The sequence below is a fragment of the Herbaspirillum sp. Her2 genome, assembly GCF_057961375.1.
The window spans coordinates 1,651,188-1,666,058 of the sequence record NZ_CM176331.1 but is presented as its reverse complement, the minus strand read 5'-3'; the positions used below and the strand labels follow the sequence as shown (position 1 = coordinate 1,666,058).

Sequence of the window (14,871 nt, the reverse complement as noted above, 5' to 3'; positions counted from 1 at the left end):
GCACGCAAGCAGCCCGCCGGGCCGCGTGCAGTCTCAGCGACGGGCCAGGGTCGGATAATCCGAGAGAGTCAAGGTGAAGCCTTCTGCGCCGCGGGCATCCAGCTCCGCGTGCGCGCCCAGCGGCAGGGTCACCAGATCACGCACATGGCCGAAAGGCAGGCCGGTCACGATGGGGGTGGCGATGCGCTGGCGCAGGAAGGCCAGCATTTCAGTGAAATCGTAGCCGTTGTCGATCTCGGCCAGGCGGTAGGCCGAGAAGTCGCCCAGCAGAATGGCCTTCTGCCTGGCCAGCACGCCAGCCTGCTCCAGTTGCAGGATCATGCGTTCCACCCGGAACGGATGTTCATTCACATCCTCCACGAACAGAATCCCGCCGTCGATCGCGGGAAACTGCGGATGGCCAACCATATGCGCCATCATCGCCAGATTGCCGCCCCACAGCTTGCCCGAACACTGCAGCACCGGACTGAGCGGATCGGTACGGCGGTCTCCATTGGGGGCACGATCTGCACCTGCCAGCCCATCATAGTTGTGGACCACCACCTGCGATGAAGTCAGTGTGCGCCACAAGGTCGCCAGCGCTGCCCAATTGGGCGATTCGGCGCCAAAGTCACCGGAGAGCATCGGCCCCTGGAAACCGGCGTAACCGGATTGCGCCAGCAGGCAGCACTGCAGGGCCGTGAAATCGCTGTAGCCCACCAGCAGCTTGCCACTGGCCGCCAGCGTAGGAATATCCAGCGCGGGCAGGATGCGGCTCATGCCGTAGGAGCCACGCAGCCCCATGATGACGTCAATTTCCGGGTCGGCTGCCGCTTCCATCAGTTGCGCCGCGCGCTGCTCATCGGTGGCACCGAAGCGCTGGTAGCGCCGGGCATGGTCGTAGAAATTGCGCACCCGGCAGCCCAGCGATTCCAGCAAGGCCACGCCACGCTGCACACCGAGCGGGTCCAGCCCGGCATGGCCACACGGTGCCACAATGGCCACCCCCGTTCCCGGCGGGACCAGTCCTTCCAGCAATTCACGGCCAGCAGTTGCCATCGTCATGTTGGTTCACCTGATGCTTGTGCATCGCCTTGCGTGGCGGCGTCCAGCAGGCGTTGCTGCTTCACTTGTTCGCGTCGCATGGCGAAGAATTCTTTCAGTAACTGGCCACATTCCTCGGCCATCACGCCGCCCAGCAGTTCGGTGTGATGGTTCAGCTTGTCCTGCTCAAACAGGTTCACCACCGAGCCGCACGCACCGGTCTTGGGATCGGCCGCGCCATAGACCACGCGCGCCAGGCGGGCGTGCATCATGGCACCGGAACACATCACGCAGGGCTCCAGCGTGACGTAGAGTTCACATCCGGGCAGGCGATAGTTGCCCAGCTTCTCGGCCGCCCGGCGCAGCGCCATGATCTCCGCATGGGCGGTCGGATCGTGCTTGCCGATGGGCTGGTTGAAGCCGGTGGCGATGACCACGCCATCCTTGACCACCACCGCACCCACCGGCACCTCGCCCAGCGCCCAGGCATTGTTGGCCTGGTCGAGCGCGGCGCGCATGTGGCGCAGGTCGGCCTCGGTGATGGCTTGCGGGAGGACAGCGCCGTCCATCAGTCGGCCGTGATTTCAGCCCAGCAATTGGGCGTTTCGTGCAGCACCAGCTTCTGCAGATGCAGGCCGGTGCCGTAGCGGTCCTTGTAGGCTGCCTTGAGGATGGCGAAGGCTTCGCGGGCCAGGTTTTCGACCGTCGGGATGCTGCCGATGATGACCGTCTTGTGGCCCGGCAGGCTGGCCAGGAAGTCGCGGACCGGCGCGTCCTTTTCATACACCAGGAAGGCATGGTCCCAGACATCGACCAGGTGCTCCTTGGCCAGGGCCTTGATGTCGGAGAAGTCCATGATCATGCCGTTGTCGGAATTGCCCTCGATGTCGATGACCGCGCCGGTCAGGGTGATTTCCAGCGTATAGCGGTGGCCGTGCAGGTTGCGGCACTGGCTCTTGTGGTCCGGAATGCGGTGGCCGGCGTCGAATTCGAGTTTGCGGGTAATGGTGAGCATGAATGTTTCTTCGAGATGGCCGCCGCACAAGCCGTGCAGCAGGCCGGGTGAAGCCATTGTAATCACGCGGCGCAGCGCCGCATGAAGAAAAAAGCAAAAAATCGGTCAGGGGATATTGAGCAGCTTGTGGGTCTGGATGCTCAGTTTCCACTTGGGGTTGTTCTTGACCATCTCGATGGCCAGGCGCGTATTGGCGGCCGCCTGCAGGCCATCCATGGGTTGCAGCAGGAAGTGCTGGAAATCCAGCTTTTCATATTCGTCCAGCGGCTGGCCAGGCTGCGGCACCACCACTTTGAGTTCGCTGCCGCGTTTGACCTTCAGTTCCGAGCCCATCTTGGGGCTCACGCAGATCCAGTCCACGCCCTGCGGCACCTCGATGGTGCCATTGGTCTCAATGGCGATCTCAAAGCCGACCGCATGCATGGCCTCGATCAGGGCCGTATCCAGTTGCAGCAGGGGCTCGCCGCCGGTGAAGACGACGTATTTGCTGGCCGTATGGCGGGCCGGCCAGAAGCTGTTGATCTTGTCGGCCAGCTCAGCCGCCGACTTGAACTTGCCGCCGTTCTCGCCATCGGTGCCGACGAAATCGGTATCGCAGAACTGGCAGATGGCGCGGGCGCGGTCTTCCTCGCGGCCGGTCCAAAGGTTGCAGCCCGAAAAACGGCAGAACACCGCCGGACGGCCGGCGTGCGCGCCCTCGCCTTGCAAGGTATAGAAGATTTCTTTGATGCTGTAAGTCACGATATGAAGGCGAAAGGCAGGCGCAAGGCCGCACCGGGATGAATTCACGCGGCGGGCTACAGCAATTCAGCAAACTTCACTAAGTCACTGATATTGCAGCCCATTTTGTCCGCATCAGGGGCAGTATTATAGCCGCTCCTCGAGGCCGGTTCACCTCATCGATCCTCATCGAGCATGTGGCCGGGCGGCGGCAAGTCCAGCTTCAGGCCCAGGCGGTCGATCAGGCGGCGCGCGTCAAAGGGGGCCTTGACCTTCATATCGTTATCAAAATAACAGTAAATGTCGCGACTGGCCCGCTTGCGCGGCGCGCTCCCCGAGATGCGCGGCCCATCTTCCGGCTGACCGCCGCTGGCCCAGGCCCGGATGCGCTCGGCCCAGGCGTCGACGGCTTCATCGCTGTAACCGCTCTGGTACAGGCGCTTGTCGCCATGCAGGCGCAGGTACATGAAATCAGCCGTCACGTCCTCCTGATAGGGCCATTTCTTGGGCGCATCCGCGACGACCAGCGCGACCTTGTATTTGCGCAGCAGCTTGATGAAGGATTCATCCACGAAGCTGTCATGACGAATTTCCATGGCATGGCGCAGCTTGCGCTTGCGGTCGACATCCAGCGCCACCCTGCCCTCCATGCGCGGCTCATGGCCACGCGCCAGCCGCTGCGCCGCCTCGGTATCGTGCGGCAGCAGGCTAAGGAAGTGTTCCAGTGGCTCCGGGTCGTAGCGAAAGCTGGGCGGGAATTGCCACAGGAAGGGGCCGAGCTTTTCTTTCAGGTTCAGTACGCCGGAGGCGAAGACATTGGCCAGAGCGCCATCAATATCCTGCAGCCGGCGCGTGTGCGTGATGAAGCGATTGCCCTTGTGGCTGAAAAGGAAGCCGGGCGGCGTGTCTTCGTACCAGCGCTGGTAGCTTTCCGGGCGCTGCAGGGCGTAGAAGGAACCGTTGAGTTCGATGCTAGGCAGTACCCGCGAGGCGTAGTGCAGTTCGTCGTCCTGACGCAGCCCCTCGGGATAGAAACTGCCGCGCCACGGCGCATAGCGCCAGCCGGAAATGCCGATCCAGATCTTGCCCATGATGCTCTCCTCGTTCAGATTCTCCTGTCCCGATGTGACCCAAGGCATCCCGCTTGGTGCCAGCCAGCGCGACTGTAGCGGGCCTGCTGCTGTTACACTGCTGGCCTCGCCGTTGACCGCTGCCTGCCCACTTCTTCATCATGTCCGCCACCCCTGCCATCACCCAGTTCCGCCTGAATTCCCCTGCGCCCGAATACGACCACCCACGCGAAGACCGCCGCCTGGAGGGCAATCCGCTGCGCACCACGTGGAATCACTTCACCAATGCCAGCGGAGAAATGAACGCCGGCATCTGGGCCTGCGAAAAAGGCAGCTGGCGCATCGCCTTCGCCCCCAACAAAGATGAATATTTCTGCGTCCTCGAAGGCCGCTGCCGCGTCATCGACGAACAGGGCCATGCGGCCGAAGCGGGTCCGGGCGATGCGATGGTGATTCCGGCAGGCTTCAAGGGCGTCTTTGAAGTGCTGGAGCCGGTGCGCAAGCATTACGTCATCGTCGAACGCGCCGCTGGCTGAACAACCACCTGCCCGCGCCATGTCCGCCTCGCCAGCCGCTCCCGACCAGATCATGGGCGCCGCCCTGCAGCACTACAATGCCGGACGTGCCGCAGAAGCCGAACAAGCCTGCCACGCCTTGCTGGCGCTGGTGCCGCAGCATCCGGCGGCCCATCAGCTGCTGGCCATGCTGGCGCTGGACCGGCAGGCGCTGGCGCAGGCGCGGCAACATATCCTGCTGAGCCTGGCACCGCGGCCGGAGCATGTGCCCTCGTTGCTCATGGCCGGTCGAATAGCGCTGGCCGAAGGCGATCCCGCCACGGCCGTCCAGTATTTCGACGCAGCGGCACGACATCAGCCTGGACTGAGCCAGGCGCATTTCCACCTCGGCACCAGTTTGTCGGCAGTGGGGCGGCATGCGGAGGCCGTAGCGGCTTTGCGCCAGGCCGTCGCGCTGGCGCCGCAAGCCATGGAAGCCGTCCTCAACCTGGGGAGCGCCCTGCGCGAACTGGGCGCGCTGCCCGCCGCCCGTGAGGCCTTTGAACAAGCGTGCCGGCTGCGTCCCGAGGTAGCCGAGACCTGGTTCAACCTCGGTCTGACGCTGCAGGATATGAAGGAAGGTGCCGCCGCCGTCGACGCCTTTGCCCGCGCGCTGCAACTGCGTCCCGGCTATGCCGATGCCGCGCTCAACCTGGGTGTGGCCCTGCAAGAGATACATCGCATGGACGATGCCCTGCAGGCCTTCCGCACGGCGCTGCGGCTGCAGCCGCAGTGGTTCGGCCGCATCGCCCACGCCCTCACGGCAGGCAGCAGCGGCCGGCTTTGGCTGCACTTGCGTGACCTGGAAGCGGCCCTGCGTGGATGATTGACCTATGCACTGTCTGCAACAGACAACGCGCCGTTGTCGATGAGCTTCAATCTTGCTACTATCGGGGTCAAGGAGATGGCATTCCTCCTTCAACCGCCACCAACGTCCTGTTGGGGCTGATGATGCCTACAGTGACCTGGCAATCCGGGGCTGTAGGCGTTCGCCTTTCTGCTTCGCGCGCGCTGCACCCGGTGTGCCAGGATGTTCATTCAGCACTCTGGTCACATGAAAAATCATAAACTCCCCGAACAGCTGCACCTGCTGCCTTACATCATCAAATGGTGTCTGATCGCCAGCCTGATCGCCGCCCTTGCCGGATCGGCATCGGCCTTCTTCCTCTTCGCGCTGGACTACGCCACGCACTGGCGTGAAACCCATCCGTGGATCATCTGGCTGCTGCCGCTGGGCGGTTTTGCGGTCGGCTGGCTGTACCTGAAGACCGGCAAGCCGGTGGAAGCCGGCAACAACCTGCTGATCGATGAAATCCACGATCCGAAAAAGGTGATCCCGCTGCGGATGGCGCCGCTGGTGTTGTTCGGCACCGTGATGTCGCACCTGTTCGGTGCTTCCGTGGGCCGTGAAGGCACGGCCGTGCAGATGGGCGGCGCGCTGGCCGATCAGCTGACCACGGTGCTGCGACTGCGCACGGAAGACCGGCGCATTCTCCTGATGGCCGGCATCAGCGCCGGGTTTGCGTCGGTCTTCGGCACGCCGATGGCCGGTGCATTGTTCGGACTGGAAGTGCTGGCCATCGGCCGCATGCGCTATGACGCCATCCTGCCCTGCTTCGTGGCGGCCATTGCGGCCGATCAGGTCGGGCTGGCCTGGGGCGTGCATCACACCCACTACCACATGGGCGGCGTGGTACCGGTCGCGCTGTGGAGCGTGGCGGCGGTGATCGCGGCCGGTGTGGTCTTCGGGCTGGTCGGCATGGTGTTTGCCAACAGCACGCACCGGCTGTCGGCCTTCATGAAGCGTCACGTCAGCTATGCGCCGCTGCGACCGTTCATCGGCGGCGCCATCGTTGCGGTGGCGGTGTGGGCGCTGGGTACGCAACGCTACATCGGCCTCGGCATCCCGGTGATCGTGGAAGTCTTCCAGCAACCGCTGGCCCCTTGGGATTTCCTGGGCAAGATGGTCTTTACGGTGACCTCGCTGGGCACCGGTTTCAAGGGCGGCGAAGTCACACCGCTCTTCTATATCGGCGCGACAGTGGGCAATGCGCTGGCCCCCCTGCTGCATCTGCCATTTTCGATGCTGGCCGGGATCGGCTTCGTGGCGGTCTTTGCGGGCGCGGCCAATACGCCGATTGCCTCCACCATCATGGCCGTCGAATTGTTCGGGCCGGAGATCGGTCCGTTTGCGGCGCTGGCTTGCGTGGTGGCCTATCTGTTCTCCGGACATACCGGCATCTATCATGCGCAACGCGTGGGACAGGGGAAGGTTCTGTCGCTGCCGGAAGGCTTGAAGATCGGCGAGATTGGCGCCTACAAGGCGCGGCGCCAGGCGGAGCGGGAGCAGGAGAGTATCGGCGAGAAGTGATGTGAGGCCGGGCCGGCATCCTGTCTCGTGCAGCGGGAGGCGGACAGCTTAACTGTACAGTGAGCTGTATCGGGACTGTAATGGTCATTTCCTCCATCTGTACTGCTGATCGAGCCAGAGGTGTCCGCAGAAGTGTCAGCACTCATTGTGAGTGACCATATGCAGTTGCAAACTTCATCTGCGTGCTGACGGATTAAAAACATTCACCGCAACCCCGCCACCGAACGCGCGATAATCCCCGAACTCAACCAGCCCCGACGGCCCCTCAAAGCCGCACCGCCCGCAGCCCAGCTGCCAAGGAGACCGCATGTCAGCCACACCCGCCTTCGCCCGCACCGTCCGCCACCCCGGCCCGCCCGACCCGCAGCGCATCGTTACCCTGTCCGGTCCGGCGATGCATCTCGATTTCACCCTCGAAGCCGGCATGAGCCTGCGTGACGCCATCAGCATTCCGCTGGCACGCGCGGGCCTGGATGGCGGTACCGTGCGCTTCGCCAACCTCCCTGTCTCCCCCCTTCACTTCCTCATGCCTGCACTGGCGGTGGATGACCAGCACGCCGCTTTCTACAGCGCGCCACAGGCGATGGAAGAAGGAACGGTGATCGAATACGCCTGCGCCACCGCCGGACGCAAGGACGGCGAGCCTTTCGTGCACTGTCACGCCATCTGGCGCGGCCGCGATGGCCAGCGCCAGGGTGGTCACCTGATGATGGAAAAAACCGTGGTCGGCGCCAGTACGCCCGCGCAAGCGTGGGGTCTGCACGACGCCACCATGGCGACTCGCTACGATCCGGAGACCAATTTCACCCTGTTCTACCCTACCCGGCTGAGCGACCAGCCCCTCTCAGCGAGTGGAAAACGCTTGGTACTGGCACGCATCCGCCCCGACCAGGATCTCACCATCGCCGTCGAACAGGCCTGCGCGGAGCACGGCATGCGCAATGCCATCGTGCGCGGCAGCGTGGGCAGCATCATCGGGGCGGAATTCGAAGACGGGCGCGTGCTGGAAGACCGTGCCACTGAAATCCTGATCCGCTCGGGCGAAGTGCGTGATGGAGTCGGCCGCCTGGACATCGGCCTCATCAATCCCCAAGGTCAGGTCTGTGAAGGCGTGCTCAAGCGCGGCAGTAATCCCGTGCTGATCTGTTTCGAACTGGTGCTGGAAGAGAAGTGATTCGAGCCAGCTTGTGCTGCGCCAGCCACTCCCGCAGATCTGCCACGTCCGCCCTCCGGACGCATCGCTGCGAACTGCTCCGCCGTGAGAAGCTGCGTGTCCGGGTCGGCCAGAGCAGCCTTTGTGAGGGCGGCGTTTTCGCGGCGGCCGGGCAGAATCGTTCCTTGCTTGAGTTTCGGCATATCGCTCGGTTTGAAACGGATTGGATCATGAACGGACGATCATTGTAGCCACGTCAAATCACCCAGGACCGTAGTAACGCCGGAAATGAAAACGGCTCGCAAACAAGCGAGCCGATCAAGAATCATGCTGCAGGATCATGAGTTCTCTTTAGCTATCTTATCGACTCAAACACCCACCAGCTTCTTGAACGTCGGCAACACCGCCTCCCCCTTGAAGGGCTTGACGATCCAACCCTTGATACCGGCCGCCTTGCCACGTTCCTTCATGATGGGCGAATTCTCGGTAGTGAGCATGATGATGTTCACAGTGGCATTGCCCAGTTCGCTGCGGATCTTCTCGGCCATGGTCAGGCCATCCATGTTGGGCATGTTCACGTCGGACACCACCAGCTTGATGGCCGGATCGCTCTTGAGCTTGGCCAGGCCATCGCGGCCATCCACGGCCAGGGCCACGTCCAGGCCATTTTTCTTGAGGAAGTCACCGACTTCGGCGCGCACGGTGCTCGAATCGTCCACTACCAGGATTTGTGCCATCTTGAATTCTCTCTTTGCTTGATTTGCGTAATTGCTTGAGGGGAAGGTAAATCAATGCCGGGGTGCTGCCCCGGCCTCAGAACAGTTCCAGCTCGCCAGATTCGAACAGCTCTTCCACCGAGGTCTGGTTCTCGGTGAAATCCTCCGGCGACCACGACAGGTTGAAGATGAAGCGCTGCAGCAGCACCAGCGGTGCGCCGTCGTCACGACGCAGCAGGTACTTGAAGCACAGCTGCGCATCCTCCGAACCGAAGGAAATGTAGCGATGCTGGTGATTGATGATGATCGGCACCTGGCTCAGTTGATGAATGGGCTGGCTCTGGTTGATGAAGCGGTTCTTGAACCAGCCCCAGATCAGGTTGGTCAGTTCGCCCAGCGCATTGTTGAGATGGCGGAAATCGCCCGATTCGTCCGGTGCCAGCGCCTGCAGCGTCTTCTGTTCCGCCTGCAGCATCATGTAGCCACGGCACCAGCTGCTCTCCACCGGAATGAGCGTGAACACTTCCCCGAAGATGATGCGGTCGCGCACCAGGTAAGGCTGCTCGATCTCGACCTGCATGCCGGGGAACTGGCTCTCCAGCACCATGCGGCTGATCTCGGCAATGCCGCGCACCAGTGCATTGGGGTATTGCTGGCTGAAAATCGACGAGGCCACCGCCGGTGCCAGCGCATCGATGTGCTCGATGCGATAGACGGCGCTGAAAAGTTCGCTATCGCGTTCGGACAATTCGACATCAGCAGCTTCCCGGCGGCGGCGCAGGAAGATCGGCAATTCCGGACGCACCTCGCGGATGCGGCGCGCCAGGCCCCGCCCGCCCTCGCCCAGTCCGGCCAGGCTTTCCGAGAGCATGATGCCGCCCAGGTCGACGTTGCTGCGCAAGACCGCCATCACATGTTCTTCATGCGCCTTCAGCCCGACCAGGTTGTGGCGCTCGCAAAAGGATTTGATGGTGTCGTAGCAGTCGGCGTCGCGGTCCAGGACCAGCATCTTGCTGGTGATGGCGTTGTCAAGGCTGGCAGTGGCTTCCATGGTGATGAGATCCCCCCGAATCGTTGGATGGTCAGAACAGTTCCAGCTCGCCCGTGGTATCGGCCTCTTCGCCCGGTGCCACGGCAAAGTCCAGCCGGTCGTAAGTGGAAAGAGCCAGTGAAACGTGCAGGCGCGGCGCGTCCGCCATGTCGATGGCGAAATGCCGCACGTGCGCGCAGTTGAGTTTTTGCAGGTAGGCCACGCACTGCGTATCGATCACGTTGGGCGTGGACATGCCCAGGTGCGGGAAGAAGCGCCCCAGTTCGCGGTTGAAAATGCCACAGCAAAGATTGCCGCATTCGGCAATCGCATCCATCAAGGCCTGCTCGCCCATCTCCCCTGCAGACACCCGCGTCAGGCGCGCAAAGTGGCCGCGCGTGGCGGCGTCCGGGGTGAAGTGGAACATCACCATCAGGCGGAACAGATAAGACGAGATGGTCAGCACCACCATCTTCTTCCCGGTGAGGGCGGCGATGTCTTCCACCACCGAGATCTCCGCACTGGCGTCCGACGGCACCAGGCTGCTGCGCAGCGCCTGCTGCAGGAGGGTATCGAAACCGTCGCGCGCGCTGGCGCTGATGCGCTCGTCGGCCACGACCTCGGCTACCGCCTGCAGCTCGTCCATGTCGTTGGCGCTCATGCCGCTTCGGCCAGGGCTTGCCGGGTCTTCTTGTTGATCAGGTCGAGGCCGATGACGGCGCCCATGATCATCTTGCCGCCGGCCTGCAGGTCCTGGAAGGTGGTGGTGGTGATCAGGTCGTTCTGGTACAGGTTGGCGCGATAGCTCTTGGAAAGCTTCTCGGCCCGCTGCGCCAGATCGCGCACTTCCTGCGCCACCACGGCAAAGCCACGGCCATGCACACCGGCACGCGCAGCTTCGATGGACGCATTCAGGGCCACGATGATGACCTGATTCACGATCAGCGCGAACTCGTCGTTCTTGCGATGCATCTCGCGGTTGTGCGCGATCAGCTCGTTCATGTCGTCATGCCAGCGCTCGAAGGTGCGCACCAGTCCCAGCAGCTTGCTGATGGTGTCCTGCGACTCGTCGCAACTCTGGCGCACGCGCGACACGTGATCGGACTGCTCGCTGGACAGGCGCGCCAGCATGGCCTCGCTCTCGCGGCGCATCTCGGCCATATGCTGCTGCGCGGCCAGCCGATCCTGTTCCAGCTGTTGCTGGTGCGCGCTCCATTGCTGCTGTTGCTCGGCGAGTGCGGCCTGTGCCTGGTCACGCACGCGTTCCAGCTGACCGGCATCGATCAGCTGGCGCGCGCGACGCTTCTGGCGCAGCCACAGCGCGGCCATCGGCAGGCCGGCCAGGGCAGCGCCCAGCGCCACCAGAAGAAGTGATTGAAACATGGCGTGCTATTCCTGCTGTCTTGATGAGATTGCGTGATCGCGCCAGGTGAATCAGGCGACCTGTGCATCGCCGCCCGGCGGCAGCACCGCCGGTGCAGCGATTTCCTGTCCCGCCACCCGATACGGCACGTCGATGCCATCGACTTCCACCGCCACGTTTTCCGGCAGCATCACGATGATCTGGAAGGCACGGAAGGCAGCCCCCTCTTCGCTATCCATGAAGCGGATCTCGATCTTGCCGTGTTCACGGGTGACGAAGTCCAGCACCGCATCCATGCCCACGCCGCGTCCCGACACCTCGGTCACTTCGCTGCGGGTGGAGAAGCCCGGCTGCAGGATCAGGCGCGCGATCTCGGCATCGGTGAGTACCTGGTCCACGCTGATGAGCTGCTTCTCGATAGCGATCTGGCGCACCTTGTGCAGCGCCAGGCCACGGCCATCGTCGGACAGGGCCATCTGGAACATGTCTTCCATCACGCCCATTTCCAGCTTGATGGTACCGGCTTCGGGCTTGCCTTTGGCCAGTCGCTCTTCGCCCGATTCCAGACCGTGATCCATCGCATTGCGGATCAGGTGCATGAATACGTTCTGCAGCAGCGGCGAAGCAAAACTGTGGACCACGTAGCCGTTGTCGTCGATCTGCACCAACGGGGCCGACTTGCCGAGGTCGCTGGCCAGCGCCGGCAGCGAATCGATGACCGGGGCCAGTACTTCCTCGATGGTCTCGGTGCCCAGCAGGCGCAGGGTACGGCGCACGTCGTTGCGCACGGCCACCAGCTCGTGCAGGTTGGCGGTATTGACGTTCTCCAGACGCAGCAGGCTTTCCTGGATGTGCTTGCGGTCGATGGTCAGGACATGGCGTTGGTAGCCCGGCAGCACCTGGTCGCCGCCGGCACTGGCGCTGGCACCGCGGCCCAGCGTGACGTCGTTGATGCGAGCGTAGCGGTCGATGATCTCGCGTACCTGGGCCAGTTGCAGCAGCAGCTCTTCCTGGTTCCAGACGGCACCGCTGTCCTGATGGCGCAGGTCGTCATAATGCTGCTCGGTGTGGTGGACCACGTTGGCCAGGTGCAGCAGGCCATAGGTACGGCCGTTGCCCTTGATGGTGTGCATGTTGCGGAACAGCTTGGCGATGGCGAAGGCCGTGGCTTGCGGGTTCTGGTGCACGATCTGCTCGTTCTCGTCCAGGAAGCGGCGGGCGCTGACGATGAATTCGGCGAACTTGGCCGGGGCCACGGCGAGGATTTCGCCGATCATTTCCAGTTCGCGCTTCTGCTCGTTGGCTTCGGCAGCCAGGTGGCGCAGCTCGGTCACATCGCGCACGCACAGCATCAGGCGGATCACCATGTCCTGCTCATCGGCGATGGGCGACCACGAGAGATCGAGAATCTTCACGCTACCATCGGCCATGGTCTTTTCGATTTCGCCGACCATCAGGTGTTCGTTGAAGCTGAAGTTCATCACGTCTTCGCCGATGCAGGCGCCGCCGATGACTTCGATCTGCGACAGCGTGTCGGCGCCGAGATTGGTGTTGGAGAAGACCAGTTCCATCAGGTCGCGGCCGGCGATGTCGGTGGTATCGAACACCGTTTCCAGGAAGGCCGAATACTCCGGATGCACCTTGTTGCCATCGACGATGGTGAGAATGCCCTGCGGAATGTTCTGCAACATGGCCTGCATGTCGGCAGTTTTCTGGCGCACCTGGGCCGAAGCTTCCTCGATCTTCTCGACCATGCCGTTGAAAGCGACGATGGAATGGCCCACTTCGTCCATGCGCTGCACCGGCAGGCGGCGGGTGAAGTCCTGGCTGGTGGCGATCTCGCCCATCATGGCCGCCATGCGGCTGATCGGACCGGTGATCTGGCGATACAGCAGGAAGCCCAGGCCACCCAGCAGCAATACTGCCACCACGGTGACAATGCTGATGGTGGTAGTGGTCTGCGCCAGCTTGCCGTTCAGCGAGGCAATTGCGTTGTCCTTGAAGCGGTTCTTCTCGATGCGCAGGGTGTTGACGATGCCTTCCAGCTCGGTCTGGTACTGCATCACGCCGCCGAAGAACTGCGCTTGCGCGATCTCGTTCTTGCCGGCCAGCTTGAACTTGGCGGTGGTATCGATGGCACCGAAGTAGTTGTCCAGGCTTTCCTTGGCCTGCTCGATCAGCCCGCGCTGCGCTACGCCCTCAGCCTGCTGCGCCTGCAGGGCCAGTGCCTTTTCCAGCACGGCCTTCTTCTCGGCCAGCTTGTCGTTTTCCTGCGCGACCAGTTGATTGTCGGTCTCGTTGACCATCACCATGGCGGCCAACTGCACATCCTTCAACTGCCCCATGAGATCGGCCGAGGCCAGCACGCTGGGCATCACGCCCTCGGTCACCGAACGCACCTCCACGGCGCTGCTGCGGGATTGCATCATCGCGTAGCCGCCGATACCGGCGATCGCGACAAAGGTAAGTATCACCAATAGCGTGATACGCATGCGGATGGTCATGGAATTCCCCTTGAGGTGGCGGTGAACCGGCGCGGGTTTGGTCATTTGCTTCAGCTTCTTCCCTGGAAACTGAACGAATGAACAGCCGGTCTGGATGCGGGGCGCATTGTTGCACTGAAGTATTACTGCTCCATGACAACAAAAAATTACACTTTTGCGTTTATCGGAGACTCGCATTTGCCCTCCCGAGGGCGATCTGCGACAGCATCTTCCTACATCAGCTTGGGGAGCTGTCCGATGGGCTGCCGCCGAGGAAGGGCCTAATGTGAAGCTTTTGGCGGCTTGGCCCTATGCGCCCTGCTGTCCTCACGCTTACCCATTTGCTTTGCCAGTTGAACAGGAGCCTCCCATGCCCAGCCTCAATCCCTCCCAATTGCAACGTTTCAAGGACAAGGTCGTCATCGTTACCGGGGCTGCCTCCGGTATCGGCGAAGCGACTGCGCGCCGCTTTTCGGACGAAGGCGCGAAGGTATTGCTGGCCGACCGCAATGCTGCCGCACTGACCAAGGTCTTCGATTCCCTGCCGGCCGAGCGCAGCGCCGCGCGCGAAACCGATGTGTCGCACCATGAAGACGTGCGCCAGATGGTGGCATTCGCCATCGAACGCTTTGGCCGCATCGACGTCCTGGTCAGCGACGCCGGCATCTTCGCCGAAGGCGACATCACCCAGGTCAGCCCGGAAGACTGGCACCACGTCCAGGCCACCAATGTCAACGGCGTGTTCTACGGGGCGCGCGAAGCCATGCCCCATCTGGAGAAGACGCGCGGCTGCATCGTCAACGTGGCCTCGGTCTCGGGACTGGGCGCCGACTGGAATCTGGCGGCCTACAACACCTCCAAGGGTGCCGTCGTCAACCTCACCCGCGCCATGGCCTTGGATTTCGGCCGCAAAGGCATACGCGTGAACGCCGTCTGCCCCAGCCTTACCTTCACCGGCATGACCGCCGATGTGGCGGAGGACCAGGAACAGCTGGCCAAGTTCGCCGAACGCATTCCGCTCGGACGCGGTGCGGACCCGGTGGAGATTGCTTCCGTGATCGCCTTCCTGGCCAGCCCTGATGCCGGCTTCGTGACCGGTGTGAACCTGCCGGTCGACGGTGGCGTCACCGCCTCCAACGGCCAGCCGCCGCAATGAACCACAAGTGATTGAAAGTGAAGAGGAGCCCATCGTGAGCGACAAGATTCCCCTGCCCGAAGAAACCACGGAATCCACCGAGACCGGCCTGGATCAGCGCAAGCCCAAGCCTCTGCCGCACCAGGCGGTGCAAGAGCGCAGCAACGGCGCGACGGATCCGTCCCGGCAATCGACCGACACGGATGAACATCCGATGTCTGTTGGCAAGCCCTGATCC

Annotated in this window: 16 protein-coding genes and 1 riboswitch; of the genes, 6 read left to right on the top strand and 10 right to left on the bottom strand. The window is 62.7% G+C overall.

What is annotated here, in order from left to right:
- Nucleotides 1–33: 33 nt before the first annotated feature.
- From ldcA to ACWHXP_RS07565, 5 genes are all read right to left on the bottom strand, one after another.
- A complete protein-coding gene (gene ldcA / locus ACWHXP_RS07585; RefSeq protein WP_489635867.1) occupies nucleotides 34–1,038 on the bottom strand; it encodes a muramoyltetrapeptide carboxypeptidase in 1,005 nt (334 codons plus the stop codon).
- Between the two features lie 2 nt (nucleotides 1,039–1,040).
- Nucleotides 1,041–1,592 (bottom strand): tRNA adenosine(34) deaminase TadA, encoded by a 552-nt coding sequence (tadA, locus tag ACWHXP_RS07580; RefSeq protein ID WP_413456671.1) that lies wholly within the window; start codon nucleotides 1,590–1,592, stop codon nucleotides 1,041–1,043.
- Nucleotides 1,592–2,038 (bottom strand): 6-carboxytetrahydropterin synthase QueD, encoded by a 447-nt coding sequence (queD, locus tag ACWHXP_RS07575; protein WP_034332336.1) that lies wholly within the window; start codon nucleotides 2,036–2,038, stop codon nucleotides 1,592–1,594. Before queD ends, tadA begins: the two co-directional genes overlap by 1 nt.
- A 105-nt stretch (nucleotides 2,039–2,143) precedes the next feature.
- The gene (gene queE, locus ACWHXP_RS07570) at nucleotides 2,144–2,779 is read right to left on the bottom strand and encodes a 7-carboxy-7-deazaguanine synthase (RefSeq protein ID WP_489622931.1); all 636 of its coding nucleotides are present in this window, start codon (nucleotides 2,777–2,779) and stop codon (nucleotides 2,144–2,146) included.
- A gap of 155 nt (nucleotides 2,780–2,934) precedes the next feature.
- Nucleotides 2,935–3,849, bottom strand: a complete 915-nt coding sequence (locus ACWHXP_RS07565; protein WP_489634111.1) for a DUF72 domain-containing protein — start codon at nucleotides 3,847–3,849, stop codon at nucleotides 2,935–2,937.
- A 140-nt stretch (nucleotides 3,850–3,989) separates the two neighbouring features.
- Between ACWHXP_RS07565 and ACWHXP_RS07560 the strand changes: the two genes are divergently transcribed.
- The 4 genes from ACWHXP_RS07560 (at nucleotide 3,990) to ACWHXP_RS07545 (ending at nucleotide 7,927) form a co-directional block, all read left to right on the top strand.
- Nucleotides 3,990–4,364, top strand: a complete 375-nt coding sequence (locus ACWHXP_RS07560; RefSeq protein WP_134222486.1) for a cupin domain-containing protein — start codon at nucleotides 3,990–3,992, stop codon at nucleotides 4,362–4,364.
- A gap of 19 nt (nucleotides 4,365–4,383) precedes the next feature.
- Nucleotides 4,384–5,208: a tetratricopeptide repeat protein gene (locus ACWHXP_RS07555; RefSeq protein ID WP_489634112.1), complete on the top strand. Its 825-nt coding sequence runs from the start codon at nucleotides 4,384–4,386 to the stop codon at nucleotides 5,206–5,208.
- Between the two features lie 65 nt (nucleotides 5,209–5,273).
- Nucleotides 5,274–5,347, top strand: a riboswitch (Fluoride riboswitch).
- A gap of 89 nt (nucleotides 5,348–5,436) precedes the next feature.
- On the top strand, nucleotides 5,437–6,753 hold the full coding sequence (locus ACWHXP_RS07550; protein WP_489634113.1) for a voltage-gated chloride channel family protein: 1,317 nt from the start codon (nucleotides 5,437–5,439) through the stop codon (nucleotides 6,751–6,753).
- Nucleotides 6,754–7,060: 307 nt separating this feature from the next.
- Entirely contained in the window at nucleotides 7,061–7,927 is an 867-nt protein-coding gene (locus ACWHXP_RS07545) for a PCC domain-containing protein (protein WP_489634114.1), read from the top strand.
- A gap of 347 nt (nucleotides 7,928–8,274) precedes the next feature.
- Here the strand turns inward: ACWHXP_RS07545 and ACWHXP_RS07540 are convergent, their stop codons facing one another.
- The 5 genes from ACWHXP_RS07540 to ACWHXP_RS07520 form a co-directional block, all read right to left on the bottom strand.
- Nucleotides 8,275–8,643, bottom strand: a complete 369-nt coding sequence (locus ACWHXP_RS07540; protein WP_039787057.1) for a response regulator — start codon at nucleotides 8,641–8,643, stop codon at nucleotides 8,275–8,277.
- A gap of 76 nt (nucleotides 8,644–8,719) precedes the next feature.
- Nucleotides 8,720–9,673: a chemotaxis protein CheX gene (locus ACWHXP_RS07535; RefSeq protein WP_489634115.1), complete on the bottom strand. Its 954-nt coding sequence runs from the start codon at nucleotides 9,671–9,673 to the stop codon at nucleotides 8,720–8,722.
- Between the two features lie 31 nt (nucleotides 9,674–9,704).
- On the bottom strand, nucleotides 9,705–10,313 hold the full coding sequence (locus ACWHXP_RS07530; protein WP_489622937.1) for a hypothetical protein: 609 nt from the start codon (nucleotides 10,311–10,313) through the stop codon (nucleotides 9,705–9,707).
- On the bottom strand, nucleotides 10,310–11,035 hold the full coding sequence (locus ACWHXP_RS07525) for a methyl-accepting chemotaxis protein (RefSeq protein WP_039787064.1): 726 nt from the start codon (nucleotides 11,033–11,035) through the stop codon (nucleotides 10,310–10,312). The genes ACWHXP_RS07530 and ACWHXP_RS07525 overlap by 4 nt, the downstream gene beginning before the upstream one ends.
- 51 nt (nucleotides 11,036–11,086) lie before the next feature.
- A complete protein-coding gene (locus ACWHXP_RS07520; protein ID WP_489634116.1) occupies nucleotides 11,087–13,519 on the bottom strand; it encodes an ATP-binding protein in 2,433 nt (810 codons plus the stop codon).
- A gap of 349 nt (nucleotides 13,520–13,868) precedes the next feature.
- Between ACWHXP_RS07520 and budC the strand changes: the two genes are divergently transcribed.
- On the top strand, nucleotides 13,869–14,654 hold the full coding sequence (gene budC, locus ACWHXP_RS07515) for a meso-2,3-butanediol dehydrogenase (protein WP_489622939.1): 786 nt from the start codon (nucleotides 13,869–13,871) through the stop codon (nucleotides 14,652–14,654).
- 34 nt (nucleotides 14,655–14,688) lie between these two features.
- Nucleotides 14,689–14,868, top strand: a complete 180-nt coding sequence (locus tag ACWHXP_RS07510; RefSeq protein ID WP_489634117.1) for a hypothetical protein — start codon at nucleotides 14,689–14,691, stop codon at nucleotides 14,866–14,868.
- Nucleotides 14,869–14,871: the final 3 nt, after the last annotated feature.